Consider the following 12,813-nt stretch of genomic DNA (forward strand, 5'->3'; position numbering starts at 1 on the left):
TCTTAATCCACCTTAACCAACTGCAACACCTTATTGTCACTACCCTCTCTTACCGCGATAAATATCTCACCTGCTGGTGATACGGCAACATCGCGAATGCGGCCTTGGTCTTTAACCAATAGCTCGTCGCTAATTACTTGCTGGTCTTTGACCACTAAACGGCGTAATTCTTGTTTTGCAAGTGATGCTAATAACAGGTTATTTTGCCATTTTGCGAAGGTTTTACCTCGGTAGAATTCCATACCTGCAGTGGCGATGGATGGTACGTAATAATGTTTAGGTTGTTGCATACCCTCTTGATGGGTTTTATCTGAGATAGGTTGGCCGTTGTAGTTTATGCCATAGGTAATTACCGGCCAGCCGTAGTTTAAGCTTGGCTCTATTAGGTTAATTTCATCACCACCGCGCGGGCCGTGTTCGCTTTCCCAAATTTCATTGGTTACTGGGTGTAAAGCTAAACCTTGTGGATTTCTGTGACCATAACTCCAAATAGTTTGCAATGCGTCTTTAGTGTTGATAAATGGGTTGTCGCTAGGAATTTTACCGTCTTCAGTTAAGCGGTGAATTTTACCATTGGCTTTAGATAAATCTTGCGCCATGTGCATACGGCCGCGATCACCTATTGAGAAGTATACATAACCGTCGCGAATAACAATGCGCGAACCAAAGTGAGCGCCCGATGCTATGTGTAAATCATGTGGTGCACGGTAAATAACTTGTTGATTCACCCATTTGTTGTTGATGATTTGTCCACGCACCAGTGTAGTCATGCCAGCGTTTTTACCGTCTTGTTTTGCGCCTGTGTTTTCAGCAAAAGTTAGGTAAATCCACAGTTTTTTCGGATATTCTGGATGCACCAATACATCTAACAAACCACCTTGGCCGTTCAACCAAATTTTCGGTGTATCGGCTATTTTGTATTTTTCACCTGTGCTTTTTAACAACCAGACATCACCAGCTTTTTCGGTAATTAAACTGTCGCCATTTGGCAAGAAGCTCAAGCCCCATATTTCTTCGTCAAACTCACCGACTGTTTTCAGCGAATAAGCATAATCTTGGCTTTGCAATACCTCACCTTTTTGGGTTACTTGTTGTGGTTGTTGATTACCTTTTTGCTCTTGAATGTATATAGCTAAACCTTGAATCAATTCATCGGATAAAGCGTGTTTCCACGCCGGCATACCCATTTGTGGATTACCGTCGCTAATACTTTTGGCGATATCAGTTGCTGAGCTGCCGCCTTTCCATTCGTCATCAATTAAACTGGGGCCCATGCCACCTTGTAGTTGTTTGCCATGACAACTGGCACAGTTTTCTGCATATACATCTTCCACAGAAGTTGGTTTAGCTGTACACGCAGCTGAAAATGCAGCAACTGTAAGGGCGATTAACTTTAATTTCATGGGGTTCTCCTAATATTGATAACTCACCTGAGCAAATACCCTACTCGGCTGCCCAACAAAATACCTATCATTACCAAAGGCAAAATCAGCACGCTCGGCATAAGCTTTATCAGTAATATTCAACCATTGCACTGCCAAATGCCAATTGTCGGCCACAGCAAAACTCGCACGGATATTATGTAACAAATGGCCAGCATAACTATGCTGATTTTCAGCATCCGCGTAATAGTCTGACATATAAACAGACTCGAATTCCAAGTTAATTCTATCTGCCCAAGTATAGGCCAATTGTTGGCTAGCGATCAGCCTAGGTGCTGTATCTATATCATTGCCAGCAAATTGTTTTTTATATTTATGCCTAGCCCAAATAGCTTGCAGTGAATACTGCCAATTAGAGCTAAGTTGGTAGGCAAAATTAGCCTCTAAACCTGAATGTTGCGTGCGCTCGTCATTTACATACAAACGCTGTGAATTCTGCGCTATCACATTGTGTTTATGCATATTAAACACAACTGCAGTTAGCTTAAGCTTATCGGTTAAATACTCAATACCCAGCTGAGTATTGTAGGCAGTTTCGGCTTCAATCGCTTGTTGTTCGGCATTTTGTAAACGGTACAACTCCATAATATGCGGTGCACGGTAGGCTTTATCAAACTTAACATGTGCGCTGGTTTGTGCATTAAACTGCCATACAGGCATTAAACTAAAACTCACATCGGCAAAATTGTCATCGCGACTGGCAGGGCGATAATAACGACAAGGTGCCATGCCACATGGTTCACCGTTTTGTTGGTTATTGCCATCATCCAAGTAGTTAGTATATTGATAATTTATTTGTTCAAAACGAATGGCATTTTGCCAATAAAAATTATCCGACCAAATCCAACTCCAATCGGCCGCTAACGACAGTGTTTGCATATCCACGGCAAAATCATACTGCTGTCCCTGTGGCAAAATTGAGTTTAAAAATGCTGAGCTAGTTTCCGTCGGCCAAGGCTGGTACTGTTTAACTTCGCCTTGGGTGCTTTCTAACTGACTAGAAAAATCTATATGGTGATTACCCAACTCCACCAGCCAATGGCCTATTACACCTAAACTTGTGTGCTGATTATTTTCAATTGGTGTACCCGGCAAATAATGCATTAAGAAGTCCATTTTATTGTTGCGTAGATAAGGGGATAGTTTAACCAAGCTGCCATCCGCTAACTGAGTTTGCGCGTGCATAGTTAAACGCTGACTTTGTGCTTTGCGATAGGCATTGTCTAAACTATTTTGTTGGCTAAGTTCTCTGTTTAAATAAGCTTTGTCACCCGCTTGAATATAACCAGCAGTGATTTGATCTAAATCTTGCACTGATAAACTTGTATCTAACTGCCAATCACCTAACTGGCCTTGGTGTTTGGCCAGCAATTTATACTGTTGATAACCCGAATTCTGTTGGTAGCCATTAGTATCCACCCAATCACCAGCAAATAAAAAATCACCAATATTCGATGCTTGATTGTGCTTAATTTGTAATTTGGTTAGCTGATTTGCCCCCAAACCGAGTTTTACTTGATTAGCTTGCTCAAACGGCCTAGGCGTAACCACATTAATCATGCTGTGAATCGCATTACTACCGTATCTTGCTGAATTCGCGCCGTTAACCACTTCTATAGTGCTTGCCAGCTCAAAAGCAGAGTCAAATAACTGGTTAACATTACAAAAACCACTGGCGCGCAGTGGAATGCCATCTTCAAGCGTTAAAAACTCACCACATGCGCCCGCGCCAGTAAATACAGGTGAGCGCATAGCCAATAAGGATTCTTGACCATTTCCTCGGCTTAACCAAGTTCCAGCTGTGCGTGACAATACTTGGTTTAAATGTTGTGCTTGTAAAAGCTCTAAGGACTGTGAGCCAATTTGCTGATAATCCGCCAATTGCATAATCGACGCATTACTTTTTGATGAAATAACCTGAATGCGTTCAATTGGTTTTTCTGTAGTTTTAGCTGTGACTTGCTGACATAAGAGCAAACAAATTAAACAAGTTCTAAATATATTGAGCATGAACAAAGCGGTTTAGAAGAATTTGCGACATTCTGCCAGTTAAATGTCGATAAATGAAGGTATGAGCAGTAAGGGATTAAGGCGGAATAACATTCCGCCTTAGACAAAACTAAAGTTACTTAGTACCCCACACAGAAACACCTGCGCTAGACAAAGCACTAAAGGTTGGTACTAATTGGCTAGTTGCCGCATTGTATTGCCAGCTCGCAACACCATTGAAAGTACCTAAACCATTTAACGTGATTTGGAATTTATTCCCACTTTGGATCCACCAAGTACCAGATTGAGAGCCAGACACTGTGCCATCCGGATTTAACTGAATGTTAACTGACTGCTTAGCTGTGGTGTTGATATCTTTCTCGTGATTAACAAATTTAAAGCTGCCAACCATATCGTAGAAATCAACCTTATTTGCGCCATTTAATTGCGCGTATCTTTGTGGCGCAACCACCGGCCAACCGTCCGCATTCATAAACATTTCATGCACACGAACTTGGTGGAATTCACCAGAATTTGGGAAGCGAGTATGGAATACTAAGAAGTATTGGCCTGTATCTGAGTTATACACAGTTGATTGATGGCCTGGCGCTAAATAACCATATTCACCAGCAAACTCAAAACCGCCCATAAGTTTCATACCATATGGTGCAATTGAGTTGCGATCACCACGTACATTCGCCATGTTGTTGCCTTGCGCATCATAATATGGGCCGTCAGGCGAAGTTGCACGAGCAACACGTACGTTATAACCACCGTCTGATGCTAAACCACCAAACGAGCTAAACAAATAGTAGTAACCTGTTTCTGGGCTGTATTGAATAAATGCTGCTTCAATATGGCTGTGATCACCACCTAATAAGTGTTTACCATAACCTTGACCTGCGTATGGTTTACCTGTTGCTGGGTTAGCTTCTAAAATAAAGATACCACCAGAATACGAACCATAGACTAACCACATTTTGCCGTCTTTGTCGTAAAACGCGTGTGGATCTACTGCATTTGGATGAATAGTCGGGTCGTAAATTTCACCGGCATTTTCACTTTCTTGACCCCACATACCTGATTTTAAGATCAAGCCTGTGTTTGAATACGCACCTTCAACATTCCAGCTAGTCGCAACACCTGTGTAACCGCGTGGCTCTGTCATTAAACTTTGATTGTAATAATAAGCGTATTCACCTGTGCTAAGTTGTACAACATCCGCTGCCCACAAGGCTGTATTGTCGCCAGTCCAAGCAAAACCTTCAGCAAGTTCATTGGTGAGGTTATAGCCAAATAAAGGGTTGTTGTTATTCACGCCTTCAGATACTAAAGTCCAATTCATTAAATCGGTCGATTTAGCCGATGCTGCGAACGAGCCAAAAATGTAGTAAGTTTTTTGACCATTGACTGTGGTTTCAAAAATTGACGGATCGTGCACTGTAACATCAGTAAATTGCGAGCTAGCAAGGGTTGGGTTTGCATAAGTTGCATGCTCTAATGTCCACTGTTGTGGCGCACCAGCCCAATAAGTCCACTGGGCAATATTAGCGCTGTTAGCTGTTGAAAAATTATAAACTTCAGCCGCTTTACCTGAGTGTTGATTGATTAAACCGTAATTACCGTTAGACAAAGCATCTAATGTCCACAACTGTGTAGGTCCACCCCAGTAAGCCCATTGGACAATGTTGGCACCATCAGCTGAATCAAAGTTATATACTTCTAATGCTTTTTTGCTATAAACTGAAACAATCGAATAGTTACCATTTACATTGGTAACATCCCATAACTGGTTGTTTGCGTTGGTTTGAGTGTATTGAATAATGTTAGCGCCATCTGCTGTTGAACGACCCGAAACGTCCATAACCTTGCCACTATGGGCATTTTTTAATACATAAGTACCGTTAGTTAAAGCCGCTGCGTTAAAAGCGCTGCCAGCACCAATAGCTAATAAGATACCCGCTGCTAAATTAGAGTATTTCATAGACCTACCTTTTTGTTGTGTGTGTATAAACCAATTTGTTGTCGTGTTAGTGCAAAACAACAATACAGTAATATTATATTAATTTAAAAGGTAAATGAAACTCTTTTTTAACATTTCACAAACTAACAGTTTACCACAAGTACATCTAAACCCTGCTTGAGTAGTTTTTCGGCAAGTTGTTTGATTAATTTCGGCTCTGTTGAGCTTTTGCTATACACGGCAAATAAACTGCCGTGTTGTTTAATTTCAATGCCAATACTGAGCAAATCATCAGAAATAAAGGCTTTTAATCCTTGCGGAATATTACTCGCTTGTTTGTAAACAGCCAACTGCACCTTTTGGCAGCCGGTTTGTGCTGTCTTGATTTGTTGTTTAGGTAACAGTGGAATTTCTGCAACTATTTGTGTTTCGCTGGCAAAGTGCGCTTGCGTTTGGCTACAAGCAAACAGCAAACCCACCGCAGTTAATTTAGCTAAATTCATAACAACTCCTAAATTGAAAGTTAGTGTGCTGAATAGTTATGAAATCTAACTTGCGATGGCCCTGAAAACGCCTGATCAGCCACAAAATAAGGCACAAAACCTTTAGACGCTGCAAGTATTTGATTACTGTTTAAGTCGATGATTCTAGCGTTAATCACTAAACCATTTTGATGCCACACCATAGTGCCAGATAGTACATGCTCTATGCCTTGCATTTCGCGCAGTTCGCGAGCTTGACGGCTAAATACAAAATCACCTCCCTGACTCACTTTAATAAAACCCGTCGCTTTAAAATCAACAACTGGCAAACCGAGCTGACGCATTTCAGTAATAAATTCTTCGGCTATTTGATTACCGGCTAAATTACTCGATTGCAAAGTAGAATCTAAGTTAACAAAAGAAGTTACAGCCATGCTACGCACATAATAAGGTTGTAAATTCGCAACTAGCTCTTTGGCGATCCTTGAAATGTAATTGGTTAAAACTTGGTGATTCGCATAAGGGTTTTGCGGCCCAGCCTGCCAAACAGAATTATACGTTGGTACAGGCGCAGTACCTGTTGGCATTGTGTGCACATGGGCTGGCTCAGGTGCAGGTGCGGCTACTACTTGTTGACGCGTCATACAGTCAGCCGCACCTTCTTTTTTACCATAAATAGACATATCACAATCGTTAATACGTGAATCTTTAATCGTCATTGTGGTACAAGCAGACAATAACACAGAACAGCTTAGCAGTTGAATTAATTGGCGAGTTTTACGCATTTTATGAATCCTTCAAATCAATAGTCTTGTTATGATCTTCGACTCCTTCGCCAATATTTAAATAAGAAAAATTCCTAGTGTTTTTATTAGACATTGTGTTGGATATAGTGTTTTTAACATTTATAATCTGGCACTAACTATCGGATATATTTAAATAATTAAAGCTAAAGGGATTTATGCCGTACTCTGCGCGCCCGTGTTTTATCACCCTATTCATTCTACACATTTTCTACAACAACCAAGCGCTAGCCAACAACATTACTAGCCAGCTACGAGGCGTGGTTGATGATACAAATTGCCCATGTGAGCTGATATTAACCAATGCGCAGCAACAGCTTAAACTGCAAAAAGATGTTAATAGCCAACAAACCTTCAGCTTTAACAACTTAGCTGCGGGGCAAGAATATAAACTGACAGTACACAACCAACAGCATGTGATCTTTGAAGAAAGTTTTACCTTAGAGCTTAATCAGGATAAGTGGTTAACCATAGCTCCTGCTAACAACAAAGAAGTCATTCAAGTAGTTGGCCGACAAACAGTTAATCCAAACCAATTTAATGCCAAACAGCTACACAATTTAAGTGTGTTTAATCGCGACATCAAACAAGCATTAAATCAGTCGGTTTATGTCATTAAACAACTTGGCACAGATGCACCTTTATCTATTGCCGGGCAACATCCAAAAATGAATCAATTTTCGGTTGATGGTTTGGCACAAAATGACAACTTCGGCTTAAATTCCAACGGTTACCCAACACAAAGATTACCGATACCTTTTGCTGCGTTGGCCAACGTAAGTGTCAGCCCTGCACCATTTGATGTGCGCTTTAATAATTTCATCGGTGGTGATATTAATGTCACCACCAAATCGGGTGCAGAGAATTTTTCTGCGGGGGTATTTTATCAATATGGCAATGAACAATTATCTGGCAAATTAATTAAAGACGATGGCAGCAAAGCTGAGTTAGATCATTTCACCCACAAGTTTTTTGGCTTTGATTTTAGCGGCTCATTGTCCGAGCAATTTTATTATTTTGTCGCTTACGAGGCTTTTACTAGCCCGAAAACTTCAGTTTGGGTTCCCTTAGGGGAAAATGGCGCCAATAATGCTGATATAACACTCGAAGATGTGAATAAAATTCAACAAATCGCATTAAACACCTATCAAATAAACATTGGTGATTGGCTTACACAGCCGCAAGAGCAAGATGAAAAATGGTTAATCAAATTCGATTGGTTTGCCAACCAACAACATAAACTGTCTACCACTTTACAATATAACCAAGGCAACTTAACTCGCAATACAGGTTGGGGCGCAACTGATTTGTATTTGAGTAGCCATTGGTACAATAAAATTGAAACGCTCAAATCAGCTACCAGCTATTGGCATGCTGATTGGACAGATAATTTAAGCAGCGAGTTTAAACTGGCTTATAAAGAGGTAACGACAGAACAAACATCCTTGTCAGACTTCGCCGATATCACAGTTTATAGCCAAACCAACGGCAATCGCCCCACAGCTGCGGTTTCTTTTGGCTCAGATATTTATCGCCATGCTAATCAATTGTCAAATCAAACATTTATTAGCCAATTTAGTTTTGACTATCAGTGGCTTGAACACTCATTGTTAGCTGGTATTGAATGGCAGCAACAACAAACTAAAAACTTATTCGCGCCAAATTCTAAAGGCAGTTGGCTGTTTAATTCGATAGAAGATTTTGCTAATCAGCAAGCGAGCAAATTTAGCTACGCCAATGTTTACACTAACAATCCAGCAGATGCGGAAGTGGATATAAAACTAGCTACGCTCAGTTTATTTTTGGCCGATAACTGGCAAATAAACCAAGCACTCAATGTAGAACTGGGTTTGCGTTATCAGAAAATGTATATGGCGAATGCCCCCAAATTAAACCCTAAATTTGTCCAAAGATTTGGCTTTAATAACAACCACACACTTGATAGCCTTGATATTTTATTACCGCGTGCTCAACTCATTTGGCAAATTAACCCTCAACACAAATTGAGTTTAGGCGCAGGTTATTTTAGTGGTGGCCAACCTTTGGTTTGGCTGGCAAACAATTATAGTAACGATGGCATCACTTATACCCAATTTGATCCAGCAAGTGTCGATAGCGCCATTTATCTAACTTATGTCAACTTACAAGTACCCAACCAAGTAAAAGCCAGCTTACAGCAGGCAGATGGCTATACAAATTCACTATCACCTAACTTTAAATTACCTTACAGCGCAAAAAGCTCAGCAACTTATCAATACACACCACAAAACACTTGGTTAGGCGCGAATTGGCAACATCAATTAGAGTTTCTCTACCAACAAAATCGCCATGATGTTATTTGGCAAGAACAGATCCGTACCCCACAAACCAATACGGATGGCTCGGTAAAAACCACTCAAGATGGTGGTCGAATTTTGTATCAAACTTTAGATCCATTAACAGGCGAACACACCAGTAGATACGATATTGCGCTGACAAATTCAGGGCAAAATACCCATAGCCAGATATGGAGTTTATCCAGCCAAGCGAATTGGCTGGATAAACTAAAACTGTCTATGCTGTACGCTAATCAAAACATTGATGAAATTCAACCAGGTTACGGCTCAACCGCAGGCTACAACTATACAACGGCGCCAACGATCAACCGTAATAATCCACCTGTTGGTACCAGCACATATCAAGTAAAACATAAACTCGCGGTTAATCTAACCTATCAATTTAACTGGTTAAAAAACTATGCCAGCGAACTTAGCTTGCAGTTTGAACGCCGCAGCGGCACACCATATAGTTGGACGTTAGAAAGTTACTATTCAACAGACTTTGGCGACCAAAATGATCTGTCGTATTACTCAAGTTACCTAGCCTATATTCCAACAGAAAATGACACCAACGTGCTTTATCAAGACTTGAATTATGCTGAGTTAGCTGAATACATGAAGCAATTTAATCTTGAGCAATATGCTGGCGGCTACACAGCTAAAAACCAACATTTTGCGCCGTGGCAAAGTTATTTAGATTTAAATTTTCGCCAGCAACTGCCAGCCTTTAGCAGCAACCACCAAGCTGAAGTTTATCTGACTATCAAAAATCTACTTAATTTTTTCAACTCTGATTGGGGCAAAATAAAGAATAGAGGAGATTCCGACAGGCCATTAGTTGCATTTAATGTAGATGAGCAAGGGCGATATGTTTATCGTAAACCTTATTATGGATTTAGTGACAACTCATGGTTTTATGCCGACCTCAACGCATCCGTTTGGCAAATGCAAATTGGCCTAAGTTATAGGTTTTAAACTATGTTAGCCAATAAACAAGCCGTTACCAGAAAACTGCTTATATCAACTTGTTGGTTGATGATAATTATTGGAGTGGTTGAAACATTGCTGGGTAGAGTATTTTACCATACTCTGCGGCCTCACTTAGAAATAATCTCTTTTTTAACTCAACCCTGTTACGCAATACTCTGTTATTGGATTATGCCGCGTGTATTTTGGCCTCAGCAGCAAAAATTACTGCATAAACTCGCGACACTAAAACAAAACTTATTATCGAAATACACCTTAACAGCAGTCATTAAACAAATTGTGGTTTGTGTGCTGTACACAGCAAGCTTTTACCTACTGTATTTTTTTGCAAAAAATTGGTTTAGCTTTGAACACAAAATTACTTGGTTTTTTCCAAGCGGTTTACAATTTATTGCACTACTTTTATTGCCATATAGATACTGGTTTGCCGTTTATCTTGGTACTTGGGCAGGCTACCAACAAGTACATTATTTTTACCAAGGTGAATATTGGCCTTGGTATTCGTTACTCTACAACTTAGTCAATAACTTTGTATTCATCTATCTACCCATGTATATAGGTCGCAGAATAATAGCGCACAATTGGTTATGGTCGGTGCGTGGTTTATTAGTATTTTTTCTATTCTTAATTATCTATCGCTGTATAGACGCAGCTAAATACGTTTTTTGGGACAATTACAATGTAGAAATAGTTACTTTAGGCTTTTATTTATCCGCAGTCGTGGGTGGATTAGTGGCTATTTTGTTAATTACCCCAAGCAGTTTTTTAGTTATCTATCTTGTGCAGTTATGGCGTACTAATAAAAGTGCGCTTAAACACGTTAATTTTCAATCAATAAAAGTACCCATCTTGGTTGTAGCTAGCCTAGTTGTTGCCTCTAGTATTATCTACAAATTGCAGCCTAATTTAGTCAGCTTTTTATATTGTTTGTCGTTTTTACCCATAATTTGGTTTAGCTATCGTTATGCTTGGGTGGGCGCGGTTGTTACCACCAGCTTAGCCAATGTGCTTATCTTAGTTAGCACCTACCAACAAGCGCCAGAAGTTTTACAAAACGCGCAGTTTTATTTGTTGGCGGTTAACCTAACAGGTTTGTTTATCGGAGCGGTGATCACAGAACACAAACGTGTAACCAATGTCCTAACCCATAAACACTCACAACTATTGCAACACAGTGAAGACTTAAAAAAACTCGCAAGAAGCAATGCAAAACTGGCTGGCAAAGTAGTTGCAGTACAAGAGCAAGAGCGCAAACAATTATCGCAAGAATTACATGACGAAGTTGGTCAAAGTTTAATCGCACTAAAAACGGAACTAGAAATTATGGACAGACAATACAAACGTGGATTAATCCAACCCGAGCAAGTAAAAGAGTTAAATAGCAGTGCCGATAAAATTTATCAGTCTGTCTATCAACTCATGCATTGGTTGCGCCCTCGAGTGCTTGATGACTTAGGTTTGCATAAAACTATTGAAGGCAATTATTTTGCTGGCCGATTACACAAACAGAATGTGCAATATTGCCCAAATGTGGTTGGTGATATCAATCAACTAGCTGAGAAATATCAAATAGCTGTGTTTCGTATCGTGCAAGAAGCCATCAACAACTGTATTAAATACGCCAACGCCAACAGAGTACAGGTGTTTATTTGTTTGGAAAACAACCAACTACATTTGCAAATAAGAGATGACGGTGTTGGATTTCACCTAGATGATCAATCAGCGGGTTTTGGTTTAGAAGGTATTAAAGACAGAGTCGCAAGTTTACAAGGTAGTTGCGATATCAGCAGTAACAGCCAAGGCACACAAATAATTGTCCACTTTGATTTAACACAAGGGAATAACTAACTATGAATATCGCGATAGTGGAAGATCATCAACTGGTTTTAGATGGTTTTAGTCGGTTATTAACCAGCGAGGGTTATAAGGTAATTGCAGGCTTTATCGACTTTCATAGTGCCTTAGCACAATTGCCGAAAACACCAGCCGATATTTGCATTGTGGATATTTCACTACCTGGTGGTAATGGCATTAATTTAGTTAAACAGCTCAGTGCAAAAATGCCAAACTGCCAATTTATTATGGTAAGCATGTACGACTACAACCCATATATAAGTGATGCGTTAGCTGCGGGAGTTGCTGGCTATTTATCTAAACGAGTTGCCGCGGCTACTTTAATTGATGCAATTGAATCGGTTGCCAATGGTGATAATTATTTAAGCGCCGACATTCAAAACAAATTAGAAATATCCAGCCAACAACGTCCATCTCAGCTAACCAGCCTAACCGAGCGTGAATTTGAAGCTTTTATCTGTTTTGCCCGCGGCTTCAACCCAAAACAAGTTGCTAGCCAACTCGACATGATGCCTAAAACAGCGCATGTGCATCGCGCCAACATAATGCAAAAACTCGAGCTAAGAAATCAATTTTCCATGCTCAAAATGGCTTTAGAAGCAGGCTTGATTAGCTGCAATGAAATAGCTATGAGTTGATTTATAGCTCCAAGAAAAAGCTACAGCTTACAACAAACGCATAAGTTGGTGAGCTCAACGGATAAATCAGTTTTACTGAATACGTATTCATGATGTTGTCGCTTACCCTAGCCAAAATTAAAATGCCCCCGAAAGAATGGCCAATAAATTACACACAAAATAAAGGTAAAGGAAATCATGTTTAAAAAATCTCTTTTGGCGCTTGCGTTGTCATTAACTAGTATTGGTGCGAGTGCAAATTGGGTTGGCGGGATCAACTACACTTCTGTGAATGAAGATCTTGGTTATATTGGTGACGTCAATATAGATACTATCAATCTAGAACTAGGTTACAAAT

8 protein-coding genes are annotated in these 12,813 nt (G+C 40.1%); 3 read left to right on the top strand and 5 right to left on the bottom strand.

What is annotated here, in order from left to right; translation table 11 throughout:
* Nucleotides 1–2 precede the first annotated feature (2 nt).
* From WSC_RS0103780 to WSC_RS23910, 5 genes are all read right to left on the bottom strand, one after another.
* Entirely contained in the window at nucleotides 3–1,403 is a 1,401-nt protein-coding gene (locus WSC_RS0103780) for a PQQ-dependent sugar dehydrogenase (protein WP_016954574.1), read from the bottom strand.
* 9 nt (nucleotides 1,404–1,412) lie between these two features.
* Nucleotides 1,413–3,452: a TonB-dependent receptor gene (locus WSC_RS21785; protein ID WP_016954575.1), complete on the bottom strand. Its 2,040-nt coding sequence runs from the start codon at nucleotides 3,450–3,452 to the stop codon at nucleotides 1,413–1,415.
* Between the two features lie 115 nt (nucleotides 3,453–3,567).
* A complete protein-coding gene (locus WSC_RS0103790; protein ID WP_016954576.1) occupies nucleotides 3,568–5,415 on the bottom strand; it encodes an RICIN domain-containing protein in 1,848 nt (615 codons plus the stop codon).
* Nucleotides 5,416–5,537: 122 nt separating this feature from the next.
* Complete coding sequence (locus WSC_RS0103795) at nucleotides 5,538–5,897, bottom strand: hypothetical protein (RefSeq protein WP_016954577.1); 360 nt, start codon at nucleotides 5,895–5,897, stop codon at nucleotides 5,538–5,540.
* Between the two features lie 20 nt (nucleotides 5,898–5,917).
* Complete coding sequence (locus tag WSC_RS23910; protein ID WP_016954578.1) at nucleotides 5,918–6,661, bottom strand: FlgO family outer membrane protein; 744 nt, start codon at nucleotides 6,659–6,661, stop codon at nucleotides 5,918–5,920.
* Nucleotides 6,662–6,837: 176 nt separating this feature from the next.
* Here WSC_RS23910 and WSC_RS0103805 point away from each other — a divergent pair, with 176 nt between their 5' ends.
* From WSC_RS0103805 to WSC_RS0103815, 3 genes are all read left to right on the top strand, one after another.
* Nucleotides 6,838–9,972 (top strand): TonB-dependent receptor domain-containing protein, encoded by a 3,135-nt coding sequence (locus WSC_RS0103805; RefSeq protein ID WP_016954579.1) that lies wholly within the window; start codon nucleotides 6,838–6,840, stop codon nucleotides 9,970–9,972.
* A gap of 183 nt (nucleotides 9,973–10,155) precedes the next feature.
* A complete protein-coding gene (locus WSC_RS0103810; protein WP_169315453.1) occupies nucleotides 10,156–11,832 on the top strand; it encodes an ATP-binding protein in 1,677 nt (558 codons plus the stop codon).
* Nucleotides 11,833–11,834: 2 nt separating this feature from the next.
* The gene (locus tag WSC_RS0103815; protein ID WP_016954581.1) at nucleotides 11,835–12,476 is read left to right on the top strand and encodes a response regulator transcription factor; all 642 of its coding nucleotides are present in this window, start codon (nucleotides 11,835–11,837) and stop codon (nucleotides 12,474–12,476) included.
* The last annotated feature ends 337 nt before the right edge of the window (nucleotides 12,477–12,813 follow it).

Source organism: Catenovulum agarivorans YM01 (genome assembly GCF_000281085.1).
GTDB lineage: Bacteria > Pseudomonadota > Gammaproteobacteria > Enterobacterales > Alteromonadaceae > Catenovulum > Catenovulum agarivorans.